Origin of the sequence: Kitasatospora sp. NPDC028055, from assembly GCF_040637885.1 — a bacterium.
In the GTDB taxonomy this organism is placed as follows: Bacteria; Actinomycetota; Actinomycetes; order Streptomycetales; family Streptomycetaceae; genus Kitasatospora.
Window position 1 is genome coordinate 1 of the sequence record NZ_JBEZXE010000028.1, and the last position, 15,154, is coordinate 15,154.

Here is a 15,154-nt window from a genome sequence, read left to right on the forward strand (position 1 = left end):
CAGTTGTTCTCGGGTGGTGCCGACCACGACGGCACGGTGTTCGAAGGCGGTGCGTGCGGCCAGTGTGGTGGCGATGCCCGTGACTGACAGCCCGGGGTTGGCGGCGGCGGCGATTTGCCCCGCGTATGCGCGCAGTGCTTCCTCGGTCCGCGCCGACAGCACCCACCCGACCGGCCCCTCCGCCACACCTGCTGCGGGTGGCTTCGAGGATGACGACTGTGATGTGCCGGCCTGCCCGGTCTGTGGTGCCTGTTCCAGGATCAGGTGGGCGTTGGTGCCGCTGATGCCGAACGAGGACACGCCAGCACGGCGCGGTCGGCCGGTCATGGGCCACTCGCGCGGTTCGGTGAGCAGCCGGACCGCCCCCGCGTTCCAGTCGACGTGGGGGGTCGGCTCGTCGACGTGCAGCGTAGGGGGCAGCACGCCGCGACGCAGCGCCTCCACCATTTTGATCACGCCGCCGATCCCGGCCGCCGCCATGGTGTGACCGATGTTCGATTTCAGCGAGCCCAGCCACAGCGGCTGGTCCTGGGAGTGTTCCTGCCCGTACGTCGCCAGCAGCGCCTGTGCTTCGATCGGATCACCGAGTTCGGTGCCCGTGCCGTGTGCTTCGACCACGTCGATGTCTGCTGCGGTGAGTCCGGCATTGGACAGTGCCGTGCGGATCACCCGCTGCTGCGACGGGCCGTTCGGTGCGGTCAGCCCGTTCGAAGCGCCGTCCTGGTTCACGGCCGATCCCCGCAGCAGCGCGAGTACGCGGTGGCCGTTGGCGCGGGCGTCGGAAAGGCGTTCGAGCACCACCAGTCCTGCACCCTCGCCCCAACCGGTGCCGTCGGCCGACGCCGCGAACGCCTTGCACCGCCCGTCAACAGACAGGCCCCGCTGCCGGGAGAACTCCACCAGCATCCCTGGTGAGGACATCACGCTCACGCCACCGGCCACCGCCAGAGCGCATTCACCGCTCCGCACCGCCTGAGCCGCCTGATGCAGCGCGACCAACGACGACGAACACGCCGTGTCGACGGTCACCGCAGGCCCTTCCAGGCCGAGGAAGTACGCCAACCGGCCGGACGTGACACTCCCGCTGATACCGGTAAGCACGTATCCATCAACCCCACCGTACGGAGTGTCGAGCCGCGGGCCGTAGTCGCCCGCCATGGCCCCGATGAACACGCCTGTGCTGCTGCCGTGCAGCGAACCGGGCTCGATTCCGGCGTCCTCCAAGGTCTCCCACGCGGTCTCCAGCAGCAACCGCTGCTGCGGATCCATCGCCAGCGCCTCGCGCGGAGAGATACCGAAGAACCCGGCGTCGAAGCCGGCGATGTCGTCGAGGAAACCGCCGTGCCGAGCGTATGTCCGCCCGGATGTCGATGGGTCCGGGTCGAAGAGGTTGTCCAAGTCCCAGCCACGATCGCGCGGCAGCCCGCCGACAGCGTCCCGCCCCGACTGCACGAGGTCCCACAACCGCTCCGGCGATGACGCACCACCGGGGAACCGGCACCCCATCCCGACAATGACGATCGGATCGTCGGCGATGCTGTCGCCGGGTGCCAAGACGCTCACCGCGACACCCGCGTCGCGGTGCCCGGTGAGCTCCGCATGCAGGTACGTCGCGAACCGGTCAGGGGTGGGATGGTCGAACACCAGGGATCCGGACAGGACCAGACCCAGCTCTCCGGAGAGCCCGGCGCACAGCTCGACTGCGGTGAGTGAAGTCAGCCCGAGGTCCTTGAAGGACGTCAGCGGCGCCAGGTGGCCCGCGCCGTACCCCAGGACAGCCGCGAGGTGCGTGAGCACCAGGTCGAGCAAGCCGTCGCGGTCGCGGATGGGTGCCGGCCCTGCGGCGGGTGCGGCCTCCCGCGCTTCGCCGATCCAGTGCCGGCGGCGCTGGAAGGCATAGGTGGGCAGCGCGACCCGGCGGCCGCCGTTCAGCAGCGGCGTCCAGTCCACTCCCGCCCCCGTGGCGTACATGCTGCCGAGCGCCCTGAGCAGGGTACGGACTTCCTGCTGCCCGGTACGCAGCGTGGACACCGCCGTCGGTGTCTGCTCGGCGAGGGTTTCCCGGGCCATGCCGGCGAGTACGGGGTCGGGGCCGAGTTCGAGGTAGCGGGAGACGCCTGCGTCGTGCAGGGCGCGGATGCCGTCGGCGAAGCGGACGGTGCCACGGATCTGGCGTGCCCAGCGGCCCGGGTTGGTCAGCTCGTCCGTGGTGGCGGGGCGCCCGGTGAGGTTGGAGATGACGGGGATCCGGGGGGCGTGGAAGGTCAGCCCATGGATGGCGTCGGCGAACTCGTCCAGGATCCCGTCGAGATGGGGGGAGTGGAACGCGTGGCTGACGTTCAGCTGCTTGGTCTTCACCCCTTGGGCACGGAAGGATTCCGCCATCTCGAGCACCGGGTCGGTGTCGCCGGAGATCACGACCGAACCGGGCCCGTTGACGGCGGCGATGCCCACCCCGGACTCGGGCAGCAGCGCCCGCACCTCGCTCTCGTCGGCGTTGACGGCCACCATCGCCCCGCCGGACGGCGCCGCCTGCATCAGCCGTCCGCGTGCCGCGACGAGCGTGCAGGCGTCGGACAGCGACAGTACCCCCGCGACGTGCGCGGCGGTGACCTCACCGATCGAATGGCCGATCAGGTGCGTCGGACGTACGCCGAACGACTCCACCAGCCGGAACAGCGCCGTCTCCAGCGCGAACAGCGCCGCTTGTGTGTACCGGGTCCGGTCGAGCAGTTCCGCGTCGTACCACATGATCTCCCGCAAACCGCGGCCCAGCAACGGATCCAGTTCCGCGCACACCGCGTCGAAAGCCCCGGCGAACACCGGGAACCGCGCGTACAACTCCCGGCCCATGCCGGTACGTTGCGCGCCCTGCCCGGTGAACATGAACGCAGTGCCGCCCTCGGAGACCGCACCGGACACGACATTCGGCGCCGGAACGTTCGCGGCCAGCGCGGTCAGGCCATCGGTCAACTCGGCGGCTTCGGCGCCGATCACGACGGCGCGGTGCGCGAGCGCAGCGCGGGTGGTCGCCAGCGAGAATCCGAGGTCGAGTGGATCCGGATCGTCCTGTGCGGCGACCTGACCGGCCAGCCGATCGGCCTGGGCGCGCAGTGCCTGTACGGTGTCGCCGGACACCAGCCACGGGATCGGGCCCGCCTTCTCGGGGTGGCTCTCCTTGGCCACCGACGCCTCCGGAGCCTGCGCGAGCACCAGATGGCAGTTCGTCCCACCCATCCCGAACGACGACACGCCTGCCACCCGCGGCCCGTCGCCCGGCCACGCGCGCAGCTCGGCGGCGACCTCGATGCCCAGGTCGGTGAGCGGGATGTCGTCCGGAGGAGCGGTGAAGTTCAGACTCGCCGGCACCTGACCGCGCTGGACAGACAGCGCCGCCTTGATGAAGCCGGCGACCCCCGCCGCTCCCTCCAGGTGCCCTATGTTGGTCTTTGCCGACCCCACCACGAGCGGTCGGTCCCGGTCGGCGAAGACCGCAGCCAGCGCCGCCGACTCCACTCGGTCCCCGACCGGCGTGCCGGTGCCGTGCAACTCCACATATCCCACTTCGGTGGAGTCCGTACCCGCGGTCGCGAGGGCCGTCCGCAGCAGCTCCTCCTGCCCCGACCGGCTCGGCGTGGTCAGCTGCTCGCCACCACCGTCGTTGTTCACCGCTCCGCCGCGGATCACGCACACCACCTCGTGGCCGTACGCAACGGCGTCCGCCAGCCGCATGAGCACCACCAGGCCGGCGCCCTCGCCGCGTACGTAGCCGTTGGCGCGCGCGTCGAAGGTGTAGCACCGGCCGTCCGGCGACAACGCACCGAACTCGCTCGCGGTCGCCGTCGACTCCGGCGAGAGGATTAGGTTCACCCCGCCTGCCAGCGCCCACGCGGACTCTCCGCGACCCACGCTCTCGTACGCCTGGTGCACGGCGACCAGGGCCGAGGATTGCGCCGAGTCCACGACCACGCTCGGGCCGGACAGACCCAGGAAGAACGAGATCCGGTTCGCGAGGATGCCGCGCTGGAGTGCGGACATGGTGAAGCTGTCGATCGCTCCCACGCCCTGGTCGTGCACCAGCTGGGCGTAGTCGTCCCCCATGGCCCCGAGGAAGACTCCCGCCCGGTTGCCGCGCACCACCGACGGGTCGACGCCCGCGTGTTCGAGGGCCTCCCACGCCAGTTCCAGTAGCAGCCGCTGCCGCGGATCCATCGCCGCGGCCTCGCGTGGCGACACGCCGAAGAAGCCCGCGTCGAAGTCCGCGACCCCGTCGATCAGCCCGGCTCTGCCCACCCGCACGCCGACGTGCGCGGCGCGGGCGGCAGGCACGTCGCCGACGGCCTCCGCGCCGGCCGAGAGAAGGTCCCAGTACGCCTCGGGCGAGCTCGCGCCCGGAAAGCGGCAGGATAGCCCGACCACCGCGACGACGTCGTGACCGTTCGATTCCACGAAGCTCTCTGTCATTACAGCGAATTCTCATTCCGGTTTCGGCGATGGTGGAAAGGCACTGGGAGAGCCCCCGCTTCGGAGCATGGCAAGCCGGACAGATGGATCAATAGAGCCTGGATCGAGGGAAGCTTCCAGTTCGCCCTTCCGACTGAGTCGCTGCCTCTGCTCGCGAGTCCTCGAAAGGTGGTGTAGATGGTGATTAAGCGTCAGAAATGGACTACTGTAACCGTCCTTGACGGCTGTCGGATAGTCGTTGCACACTCCCAAGCGCGGGCCCATCGAAGATCCACGTACGAGGCTTCTGTTCGAATACCGCGTGAACGGGGACGAACCTTGTTAGATTTCCGCATACTCGGCCGCCTGAGCGTCACCAGCGACCTGGCCGACTGCACACCAACTGCACCAATGGTGCGCCGAGTACTGGCTCAACTGCTCCTGTGCGCGAACAACATCGTCACGCTCGATGCGATCATCGACGAACTGTGGGGCGACAAGCCGCCGAAGAGCGCTGTCCCCACTGCGCAGACGTACATCTACCAGCTGCGACGCCAGTTCGAACCGTGGCTGCCGAACGGCAAGGCCGAGCAGGCGCTCGCTACCTGCGGCACCGGCTACGTGCTCCAGTTGAACCCGGGCCAGCTTGATCTGGAGGCGTACGTCCGGCTGGCCGAGCAGGGGCGCCTCGCGCTCGCCGCCGGCGATCCGGCCGCGGCGAGGCAACTGCTCCGGCAGGCGCTCGACCTCTGGTCGGGGCCGGCGCTCGCCGACGTGACGGCCGGTCCGTCCATCCAGGCGCACATCGTCCAGCTCAGTGAACAGCGCGCGCACACGGTGGAGCTGCGCATCCAGGCGGACGCGATGCTCGGTCGGCACCGGGAACTCGTCGGAGAGCTGAAGGCCATGCTGATGGCCAACCCACTCAACGAGTGGTGCCACGCTCAGCTGATCAAGGCACTGGCCTGCAGCGGTCGGCGGAACGAATCGCTGGTCGCTTACCAGGACCTGCGCAAGACGCTGTCGACCGAGCTCGGGCTCGAACCCTCGGAAGCGCTGCAGGAGTTGCACCAAGACGTCCTGGCCGGGCGTGACCGCTGGTCGGACTGGCGCACCTCGGCGTAGCTGACCGGGCGGTGGTGAGAGCCGAGGGGCGGGGGAGCCCCTCGGCTGCTCGTCGGCCCGGACGACCGGCCTGGCGGATCCGCGGCCGGGGCACCGGCGTGCGCTACGGAGCCGTCAGCACCATCGCGGAGTTGAGGCCCTCGCCGCGGGCCAGAACTAGCGCCGTGGACACGGGCACCTCCCTCGGCCGGCCGAGGACCAGGTCGAGCTGATCGGAGGGAACCGGGTCGGTCACATTGATCATGGGCGGGATGATGCCGTGCCGCAAGCTCAGCAGCGCTGTGGCCACGTCGATCGCCGGGCTGCCGGCGTACAGCCGCCCGGTCATCGTCTTCGGCGCGGTGACCGGAACCGCGCGCGGGCCGAACACGCCAGTGATGGCGGCGGCTTCGGCGCGGTCCAGCTCCGTGACCCCGGCCGCGTCCGCGAACACCACGTCCACGTCGGCCGGCGTCACCCCGGCGTCCGCGAGCGCGAACTCGATGGCCCGGCGCAGCCCGGGCTCCCGGCCGGACCCTGGCCGCGGGTCGAAGGTGGTGGCGTGGCCGGCGACCTCGCCGTACAGCCGGGCGCCGCGATCGCGCGCGTGTCCGGCCTCCTCGACCACGAGCATGGCACCGCCCTCACCCAGCAGGTACCCGGACGCGGCGGTGTCGAACGGCAGATAGGCCCGCGTGCGGTCTGCCACCGTGCTCATCCGGCCGGTCGTCAGCTCGATCGCCCACCCGAGCGGGCACATCCCGCTCTCCGCCGCACCGCACATCGCGACCGGCAGACCGTCAGCCACGTAGCGGCGAGCCTGCGCGATTGCCTCCAAGCCGCTGGTGTGACCGGTCAGGACAGCGCCGGGACCGTGCAGTCCGTGCCGGATGGAGATCTGACCTGTGTTCACCGCGTAGAACCAGGAGAACGAGAGGTAGGCGCTCACGTGGCCGCTGCCGAGGCTCCAGAGCTTCTCCAACTCGCGCTGGCTGTACTCCAGTCCGCCGACGGAGATGCCGGTGGCGACGCCGACCTGGTCCTCCGGGACCGTGGCCAGATCCAGGCGGGAGTCGCCGATCGCCGCGTCCATGGCGATCAGCGAGAGCCGGGTGCTCTGGTCGGTCTGCGGCACCAGCCGGCCGGGGATGTACTTGCGGACCTCGTAGTCGGCCACCTCACCCGCCAACTGGGTCGGATACTGCGCCGGATCGAACCGGGTGACCCGGTCGATGCCGTTGCGCCCCTGCAGGACGGCGTCCCAGTACTCGTCGGTGTCGAACCCGTTCGGTGCGACCACCCCGATGCCGGTGATCACCGCACGACGGAGCCTCGGTGCCGTGCCGCTGCCGGCCTCGGTGCCGGTGTTAGGTCCCGAAATCGTCGTACTCATCGTCCTCCCTCCTTGGTCAGCACCATCGCGCTCTGGAAGCCGCCGAACCCGCTGCCGACCTTGAGCACCGTACGCAGGTCGGCCGGCCGCGCGGTGAGCGGCACGAAGTCGAGGCCCAGGTCCGGATCGGGCTCGTGCAGGTTGGCCGTAGGGGGGATCAAGCCGGCTTCGATGGCCAGCGCGCAGGCCGCGATCTCGATCGAGCCGATCGCCCCCAGGGAGTGGCCGATCATGGACTTGATCGAACTCACCGGCGTCCGGTACGCGTGCTCGCCGAGGGTGCGCTTGAAGGCGTCGGTCTCGTGCCGGTCGTTCTGCAGTGTCCCAGAGCCGTGCGCGTTCACGTAGTCCACCTGCTCGGGCGAGCGTCCGGCCATCCGCATCGCCACCTCGATGGCCTGGGCCAACTCGGGGCCCTCGGTCCGCAGTCCGGTCATGTGGTATGCGTTCGCGCGCACGCCCCACCCGCTGATCTCCGCGTAGATGTGCGCACCACGCTTCCTGGCGTGTTCCAGCTTCTCCAGCACCAGCATCGCGCTGCCCTCGGCGAGCACGAACCCGTTGCGGGTGCGGTCGAACGGGCGGGACGCGGTGGCCGGGTCGTCGTTGCGGTTCGTCGTCGCCTTGATCGCGTCGAAGCAGGCGACGCAGATCGGTGAGATGGACGCGTCCGAGCCGCCGGCCAGCATCACGTCGGCGGCGCCCTCGCGAATCAGCTGCGCCGCATGGGCCACCGACTCGATCCCCGCCGTACAGCCGGTGGACGCCAGCCCCACCGGGCCTTCCGCGCCGACCACCCAGGCCACATCGGCGGCGATCGAGGTCGGCACGAGGTAGTTGAACATGTGGGGCACCGCGTACTCGTGGTCGAGGAGCCACTTGCGGCCGCCGTCGGACAGGACGTTGTACTCCCGGTCCAGGCTCATGGTGCCGCCGATGGCACTGCCGACGGTGACGCCGATGCGGTGCCGATCGATCGCGTCCACGTCGAGTCCGGCGTCCGCCACCGCCTCCTTGGTCGCGGCGACCGCGAGCTGCGCGCTCCGGTCCATCCGCCGGATTTCCTGCGTGGACAGGCCCTCCGCCACCGGGTCGAAGTCACACTCGCCCGCGACCTGGGAACGGAACCTGGACGCGTCGAATAGCGAGATGGTGCGCGTGGCCGTGGTGCCGGAGGAGATCAACTCCCAGAACTCCTTGGTGCTTCCACCACCGGGGGCGCGTACGCCGATGCCGGTGACGGCTATCCGGCGGCTCATCGAGCCCCAACCGCTCGAACTCTGAACACAGCATTCGGCATGCGAGTCTCTTCCTGCTAGCAGCTGACTTTGGTATTCGCGAGGTGGGCGTCAGGCATCGAACGTGACCGGCAGCGCGTCCAGCCCGCGGATCGTGAGGCTGCGCTGCCACCGCAACTGCGTGGGCGGTACGGCCAGGGCGAGGCCCGGCAGCCGGCGCAGCAGTGCTTCGAAGGCGATCCGGCCCTCCAACCTGGCCAGCGGGGCGCCGAGGCAGAAGTGGGCACCCCGGCCGAACGCCACGTGCCCGTTCTCGGCGCGGGTGACGTCGAAGCGGTCCGGTGCCTCGAACTTCGCCGGGTCCCGGTCGGCCGCCGCGAGTGACAGAAGCACCGGATGGCCCTTCTCGATGCGGGTGCCCGCGATCTCGATGGGTTCGAGCGGGAACCGCCAGGTCGCCGTCTCGAACGACCCGTCGTACCGGAGCATCTCCTCCAGGGCCGAATCCAGCAGCTCCGGCCGCTCGCGCAGCAGGGCGAGCTGGTCGGGGTGGCGCAGCAGCGCGAGGGTGCCGTTCCCGATCAGGTTGACGGTCGTCTCGAAGCCCCCGACCAGCAGGAGGGACATCATCGACAGCAACTCGGTCTCGTTCAGCCGGTCGTCGGCGTCCCGCGCCGCGATCAGGGCGTCCACCAGACCGTCGGCTGGCTCCTTGCGGCGCTGGTCGACCAGATCGGTCAGGTAACCGAGCAGGTCGCGCAGGCCGACCGGCCGCGCGGCCTCCTGACCGGTCCGGACGGAGTCGGTGTCGTTCGTCCACCTGCGGAAGTCCTTCGTCCACCGGAGGAAGACGTCCTGGTCCGACCGGGGCACGCCCAGTAGCTCGCAGATCACCGTGATCGCCAGCGGGAACGCGAACTCGCTGAGCAGTTCGGCGCGTCCCGTCGGCACGATCCCGTCGAGCAGCCCGTCCGCGATCTCCTGCACCTGGCCTCGCAGGTTCTCGACCCGGCGGGCGGTGAAGGCGGTCGAGACCAGCCGACGCAGCCGGGTGTGTTCGGGCGCGTCCGTGGTCAGCAGGTGCGTCCCGAGCCCGGTGCGGTCCTCCAACGGCCGCCCCTTGCCTGCCTCCTGCCAGTCGAGCGGTGCGTTGCGCGGGTCCTTGCTCATCCTGGGGTCGGACAGCAGGCTGCGCACGTCCTCGTACCGGGTCACCAGCAGTCCGTACAGGCCCTTGCCCTCCATGACCTGCCGGACCGGCTCCTCCTCACGCAGCACCGCGTACTGGGGGTAGGGGTCATCGCCGAAATCCATCGTCCACCTCCGCTGCAGATCCTCGCGGCGCCGGTTCGAGGCGAGTTCGTGCCCAGGTCGATCCGGGCGCGCGAGGTGATTCGGTCTAGTGCTGTCGGCACAGGAGACGGTCGAGGACCTCCTGCAACCGCTGGGCGCTCGCCTCGCCGGGCCGGGGCGTGGTCGTACGCCAGCCGACGAAACCGTCGGGGCGGACGAGCACGGCGCCGTCCTCCTTGATGGTGGCGGCCTCGGCCCACCCCTGGACCGCGTGAGCCGTGATACCCAGCTCACGGGCGGCCTCCAGCCAGTGGCCGGCCTCGGTCCCGGCGAGCAGCGTGAAGCCGTCCACGAGATCGACCGTGGACCGGCCGTCCGGAAGCCACCGGTGCGGCAGGCGGCTGCCCGGTGCGCCGTCCAGTGCGAGATTCTCCAGGTCCGACAGCGGTTCCGGGTCGATCACTGCGGGGGAGTCGTACCGGTAGCCGACCACGGGGAGCATGATGCCCGCCATGCCGACGGCCGCCCGGTCGGCGGCCCGGCTCGGACTGTTGTCCCAGTGAAGGTCGCGGTTCTCGGCGCGGATCACGACCTGCTGCATGGTGAACAGGGCGACCGGCCGGCGCTCGGCCTCGTAGGTGTCGAGCAGTGCGTCACCACCGGCGGCCAGCTTCCACGCCAGGTTGTGGCCGTCGGCGATGCCCACGTTGAGTCCGAGACCGCCGACCGGCGGCACCACGTGTGCAGCATCGCCGACGAGGAAGGCGTTCCCCTGCCTGAACCTGTCGGCCACCAGGGCCGTCGAGGACCAGGGCAGCAGGCTGATGATCTCCGGGTCGATGCCCGTGACGCCGGTGGCGTCCCTGATCTGCTGCTGGATCCGGTCGACGGGGGTGTTCGGGTCGCCGTTCGGGATGTGGAAGACCCAGCGGCCGGCGTCGTCGACCTTGAGCAGGATCCCGGACGCCCGCTCGTTGCGCAGAAACGTCATGGAAAACGGCGGGGTCGGCAGTTCGGCGCGGAACAGCACGTTGAGCATGTGGCTGGTGCCGAGCCGGCCCGGGCCGGTCACGCCGATGCCGAGCAACTCCCGTACCTTGCTGCGGACTCCGTCGGCGGCGATGACGTAGTCGCCGGTGACGACCCTGCCGTCCGCCGTGGTGACGCTGCCGCCCTCGACGGCGACCACCTCGCTGTGGAAGTCCACCTGGCCGCCGAGCTTCCGCAGCCGCTCCAGGGCGGCCCGGTCGACCCGGTCCTGCGGGCAGCTGCCCAGCCTCGCCGGGCCGGTTTCCGGCGGCTCGAACGCTGCGGCTTCCGTCTTGAGTTCGGCCAGGCTCGGCCCGGTCATCAGGCCCCGGACGCGGTTGTCCGTCTCCACCTCGATCCCGGCCTCACGCAGGATCTCCGCCGAACGGTCGGTGATGCCGAACGCCCGCGGGTGGTCGTTGACCTGCGCCCGGCGCTCCAGCACGTGGACCGAGACGCCTTGGCGGGCAAGGAAGACGGCGGTGCACAGTCCTACGGTGCCACCCCCGACGATCACGACACGCATCAGCTCCTCCGCAGTTCGACGACGGACATCCGACCGGCTGGCAGCACCGAGACGATCCGGAGGCCGGTCGGCGCGGCCATTTCGCCCAGCTGTTCGAGGCTGTGCTGCCGGCCGCCGAAGTAGCAGAGCATGCGCAGGTCGCCCTCGGTCTGGACGCTCTGGTTGTTGAAGTAGTCCACGACGAACACGCTCGCCGTCGTGGCCGCCGCGTCGGCGCAGCGCCGCATGATGCGGGCGGCCGACGCGTCGTCCCAGTTGTGCAGGATGCTCGACAGTAGGTAGCCGTCCCCGTCGGCGGGAAGCTCGTCGAAGAAGCTGCCGGCCACAGCCCGGGCCCGGTGCTCAAGACCGGCCTCGGCAATGGCCTTCTCGGCGCGGCGCACCGGTCCGGGCAGGTCGAGGACCGTCCCGTGCAGGCCCTGGTGCGCCTGCAGGATGGTGATCAGCATGCTGCCGTCGCCACCGCCGACATCGATGAGACGGCGTAGGCCGCCCCAGGGGTATGCCTGGGCCACGGCGGGCGCGTGCACCGCCAGCCTGGCGCCCATCAGCGCGTCGAACGATCCGGCGCGCCGATCGTCGGCCGACAGGTCCTCCCAGAAGGTCAGGCCGTACTGCTGCGGGAACGCGGGCTCGCCGGTGCGGACCGTGTGCAGCAGGTGGACCAGGCTTAACTCGGCGTGCCCGAGGGCACCTTCGATGTCGAGCACGGACTGCATCGCATCGGGCTGACCGTCACACAGGTACCGGCCCATGGCCGTCAGCTCGTACGTCCCGGCCCCCGCACCCGACAGCACGCCGGCCGTCACCAGGTGGTCCAGCAGTCGCCCGAGCACGTCCCGGTCGGCGTGCACCGCCTCGGCCAGCGCCTCGGTCGTCCGGGTACCCGCAGCGATGTGGTCGGCCAACCGCAAGGTCGCCGCCACCCGGATGGCCATCGGGGTCACCAGATCCGCGGCTGCCCATATTCCCCCGCCCCTGGCGGTCGTCTCCTCGGCCATTGCTCCTCCTGACTCTGCGGCTGCCCCGCCGCCCTGCCCGGTATGAAAGGGTCCTGGTACGCGCGCCCGCCTCAGCTGTCGGCGCGCTCCTCCGCGTACTCCTTGGCGAGGCGCAGGTTGCTCATGCTGTTGGAGCTCAGCAGGCGCCGCAGGTACCGGCGCGCCTCGCCGACCGTTGTGCCGCCGCCGAGCAGCGACAGCGCCGAGCGCTTGATGGTGCTGGTGTGACGGGCTTCCGCGATGACGCCCTCCGGCGTCTGGGTGAACCGCCAGTGGCCGGTGTGCGCGTCGAGCATCGCGGGCAACGAGATCTGCTTGTAGACGATCAGCTTGGACGGCAGGCAGATCCGTACCGAACGGACGGTGTGCACGGTGCCGTCCGGGCCCTTGGTGTCCATGCCGAAGAACTGGATGTTCGGCACGTCCTCGGTCATGGCCAGACCCACCACGTGCGGGATGCGCTCGGGCCAGAGGTCCGCCCGGTAGAGGTACTCGTAGGCGTCCTCGATGGAGCCGGAGATGAACAGCGGGTCGGTGAAGGAGAGCACCAGCTCGTCCAGGTCGGCACGCCGTTCCGCCGTGACGCGCAGGGTGTCGAGGTGCTCCTTGCCGTCCTGGTCGATCCGGTCGAGCAGCGGGCCGAGGTCGGCGCCGGACGACGCCTCGACGTGGTGGTGCAGCTCGACCCTGGTCCGGTTCGGCGCCAGTTCGGTGAACACCCACTCGCCGCGGATCCCGGTGGCGGGCGCCTCGGCGTCCATGTACGTGAAGGCGATCCGGCGCCCGGGCCGGTCGGCGCGGCGCACGGTCCGCCAGGTGCGGACGGCGCTGTCGCCGGCCAGCGACCAGTGCTGGACCAGTTCGCCCTTCTCGTTGGTGTGGAGCACTTCCGCGTGCACGGCGGACGCATGGAACTGCGACCAGCGCTCGACGTCCGCGACCAGGTCGAACACCGTCCCGAAGTCGGCATCGATGACCAGGTCGTGGTCGACCCGCTGCTGAACACTCGTCACCGCAAGACACCTCACAAGCGTCGTGGTCTCTGTCGCTCAGACCATGTCCGCTGCCGTTCGAGCGCACATCGAGAACCCTTTGACAGCCGCTGAAGCGCCCCCTTCCGCCGTTGATCCAGCGTCGATCCAGCGTCGAAGGCGAGGGCACAAGCTCGGCGCGATCTCGGAACACCCGCCAACCGTGAGGAGAGGCATATGGCGACCGTCGTCACCGTCGGCTCGTTCGACAGCAGTGGCGTCGCCGACGTCACCAAGATCCTTCGGGAGTTCGACGGCGAAGTTGCACCAGGGCTCCCCCGGCTGCGCCGGAGGCAGATCTTTCACTACAGCGACCTGTACATCCATGTCCAGGACTGGGACGTCGCCGACGAGGGCGAGGCGCAGCGGCTGATCGCCACCGATTTTCGGTGCACCCAGCTGGACGAGCGCCTGTCTGCCTACTTCGGCGGGCACGCCCCGACGGAGGACTGGGACGGCCCGGTCGACCGGCCTACGGCCGAGCGGTTCTACCTGTGGCCGGCCGAACAGCCGGCCGACCTGGAGCACTCGTACAGCGCGGTGATCGTCAACACCCAGCGGCAGGAGCACATCCCTGAGGTGTCGCGGCTGTTCGCGGAGTCGGACGAGACCGACATCCCGCAGAGGATGGGGACGCTGCGCCGTCAGATCTACCTCTGGCGCGGTATCTACCTGCACATCCAGGACTTCGCCGAGACCAACAGCATTGAGGTGATCAACTCGGTGTGGACGGAGGGCGACCCCCGCTTCCTTCAGCTCGTCGACGACCTCACGCGGATCATTCCGCCGTACGACCCCGCCGGCAATTCCCTGGCCACTCGCTTCTACCACTGGGCTGCAGAGGTGTCCGCATGACCGAGCTTCCGACCTTCCCCATCCGCCGGCAGCACCCGAGCGTGCTGCCGGCCGAGTACGAGGCGCTGCGGGAGCGCGGCATCGGCCGGGTCGTGCTGCCCACCGGCAAGTTCGCCTGGCTGGTGGTGCGCCCCGAGTTCGCCCGGTTCGTGCTGTCCGACCCGCGGTTCAGCTCGGACAAGACCAGTGGCAAGTTCCCGAAGCTGACGCCGAGCTCGCTGAACAAGCTCAAGCACTGCGCGCCGTTCATGATCAACCTGGACGGGCCGGAGCACCTGGAGAAGAAGCGGCTGATGGTCCGGGAGTTCTCCGCGGAGCGGCTCGTCTCGCTGGAGAGCCGTATGGACGCGGTGGTGAACGAACTGGTCGAGGCGATGCTGGCGCAGCAGACGAAGCCGGTCGACCTGGTGGCAGAGCTGGCGTACCCGGTCGCCTGGAAGCTGCAGGAGATGTTCATCGGCGTCCCCGCGGCCGAGCTGAAGAAGATGCGCGACCACGTCTGGGACCTGCTGCTGCGGACCTCCACAGAGGAGGAGGAGAAGGCAGCCGCCGCGATCCTCAACAACCACGCGATCGAGGTGTTGAAGGAGAAGGCGGACAACCTGGGCGACGACATGATGAGCCGCCTGATCGCGGAGGAGCGTGCCGAGCACGGCGAGGTGGACTGGTACCGGATGGCGCCCATGATGCTCTCGAACGCCCAGGGCATCCATAACTCGTTCTCCACGATGATCTCCTTGGGCGTGCTCACCCTGCTGTCGCACCCTCAGGAGCGGGCGGCGCTGCTCGCCGAGCCGGGTCGGATGTCGGCCGCGGCGGACGAGATGCTCCGGTTCTTCTCGATCAACGACGGCACCCCGATGCGGGTGGCCGTGGAGGACGTGCTCATCGGGGACACGCTGGTCAAGGCCGGTGACGGCGTGGCCATCCCGACGCTGCCCGCCAACCGTGACCCTTCGACGTGCCCGTACCCCAACGAGCTCAACCTCCTGCGGGAGCAACCCGTCCGGCACATTGCGTTCGGCCACGGGCCGCACCAGTGCCCGGCGAACCGGCTGACGCCGGACGTGCTGGGGATGGTCTACACGACGCTGTTCGACAAGGCCTCCACGCTCGAGCTGGCCGTGCCCGAGGCGGAGCTGACGTACAAGTACCACTCGATCCAGGCGTTCGGACCGGAGACGATGCCGGTCACCTGGTAGGAGACAGCGCCGGCCGTCGCGCTTGCCCCGGTGGTGGGC

10 protein-coding genes are annotated in these 15,154 nt (G+C 69.7%); 3 read left to right on the forward strand and 7 right to left on the reverse strand.

Going from position 1 to position 15,154, the window contains the following annotated elements:
* Positions 1-4,464: beta-ketoacyl synthase N-terminal-like domain-containing protein (locus tag AB0F71_RS24875; protein ID WP_360238181.1), on the reverse strand; the 4,464-nt coding region annotated here is incomplete at its 3' end.
* Between the two features lie 318 nt (positions 4,465-4,782).
* Here AB0F71_RS24875 and AB0F71_RS24880 point away from each other — a divergent pair.
* Positions 4,783-5,568 (forward strand): AfsR/SARP family transcriptional regulator, encoded by a 786-nt coding sequence (locus AB0F71_RS24880; RefSeq protein ID WP_360238183.1) that lies wholly within the window; start codon positions 4,783-4,785, stop codon positions 5,566-5,568.
* 103 nt (positions 5,569-5,671) lie between these two features.
* Here the strand turns inward: AB0F71_RS24880 and AB0F71_RS24885 are convergent, their stop codons facing one another.
* The 6 genes from AB0F71_RS24885 to AB0F71_RS24910 all read right to left on the reverse strand — a co-directional run bounded on the left by AB0F71_RS24885 (position 5,672) and on the right by AB0F71_RS24910 (position 13,040).
* Positions 5,672-6,940, reverse strand: coding sequence for a ketosynthase chain-length factor (locus AB0F71_RS24885; RefSeq protein WP_360238185.1), 1,269 nt, complete (start codon positions 6,938-6,940; stop codon positions 5,672-5,674).
* A complete protein-coding gene (locus AB0F71_RS24890) occupies positions 6,937-8,199 on the reverse strand; it encodes a beta-ketoacyl-[acyl-carrier-protein] synthase family protein (protein WP_360238187.1) in 1,263 nt (420 codons plus the stop codon). The genes AB0F71_RS24885 and AB0F71_RS24890 overlap by 4 nt, the downstream gene beginning before the upstream one ends.
* 90 nt (positions 8,200-8,289) lie before the next feature.
* The gene (locus AB0F71_RS24895) at positions 8,290-9,492 is read right to left on the reverse strand and encodes a cytochrome P450 (protein ID WP_360238189.1); all 1,203 of its coding nucleotides are present in this window, start codon (positions 9,490-9,492) and stop codon (positions 8,290-8,292) included.
* A gap of 85 nt (positions 9,493-9,577) precedes the next feature.
* A complete protein-coding gene (locus AB0F71_RS24900) occupies positions 9,578-11,026 on the reverse strand; it encodes an FAD-dependent oxidoreductase (RefSeq protein WP_360238191.1) in 1,449 nt (482 codons plus the stop codon).
* Complete coding sequence (locus AB0F71_RS24905) at positions 11,026-12,027, reverse strand: methyltransferase (RefSeq protein ID WP_360238193.1); 1,002 nt, start codon at positions 12,025-12,027, stop codon at positions 11,026-11,028. The genes AB0F71_RS24900 and AB0F71_RS24905 overlap by 1 nt, the downstream gene beginning before the upstream one ends.
* 71 nt (positions 12,028-12,098) lie before the next feature.
* Positions 12,099-13,040 (reverse strand): aromatase/cyclase, encoded by a 942-nt coding sequence (locus tag AB0F71_RS24910; protein ID WP_360238195.1) that lies wholly within the window; start codon positions 13,038-13,040, stop codon positions 12,099-12,101.
* Between the two features lie 195 nt (positions 13,041-13,235).
* Here AB0F71_RS24910 and AB0F71_RS24915 point away from each other — a divergent pair, with 195 nt between their 5' ends.
* Together AB0F71_RS24915 and AB0F71_RS24920 are read left to right on the forward strand one after the other, a co-directional pair.
* A complete protein-coding gene (locus AB0F71_RS24915; RefSeq protein WP_360238197.1) occupies positions 13,236-13,913 on the forward strand; it encodes a TcmI family type II polyketide cyclase in 678 nt (225 codons plus the stop codon).
* A complete protein-coding gene (locus AB0F71_RS24920) occupies positions 13,910-15,115 on the forward strand; it encodes a cytochrome P450 (RefSeq protein ID WP_360238199.1) in 1,206 nt (401 codons plus the stop codon). Before AB0F71_RS24915 ends, AB0F71_RS24920 begins: the two co-directional genes overlap by 4 nt.
* The last annotated feature ends 39 nt before the right edge of the window (positions 15,116-15,154 follow it).

Coding starts and splice junctions, on each gene's coding strand:
- AB0F71_RS24885 (WP_360238185.1), bottom strand. CDS start 6,940: ATGAGTACGACGATTTCGGGACCTAACACCGGCACCGAGGCCGGCAGC.
- AB0F71_RS24890 (WP_360238187.1), bottom strand. CDS start 8,199: ATGAGCCGCCGGATAGCCGTCACCGGCATCGGCGTACGCGCCCCCGGT.
- AB0F71_RS24895 (WP_360238189.1), bottom strand. CDS start 9,492: ATGGATTTCGGCGATGACCCCTACCCCCAGTACGCGGTGCTGCGTGAG.
- AB0F71_RS24900 (WP_360238191.1), bottom strand. CDS start 11,026: ATGCGTGTCGTGATCGTCGGGGGTGGCACCGTAGGACTGTGCACCGCC.
- AB0F71_RS24905 (WP_360238193.1), bottom strand. CDS start 12,027: ATGGCCGAGGAGACGACCGCCAGGGGCGGGGGAATATGGGCAGCCGCG.
- AB0F71_RS24915 (WP_360238197.1), top strand. CDS start 13,236: ATGGCGACCGTCGTCACCGTCGGCTCGTTCGACAGCAGTGGCGTCGCC.
- AB0F71_RS24920 (WP_360238199.1), top strand. CDS start 13,910: ATGACCGAGCTTCCGACCTTCCCCATCCGCCGGCAGCACCCGAGCGTG.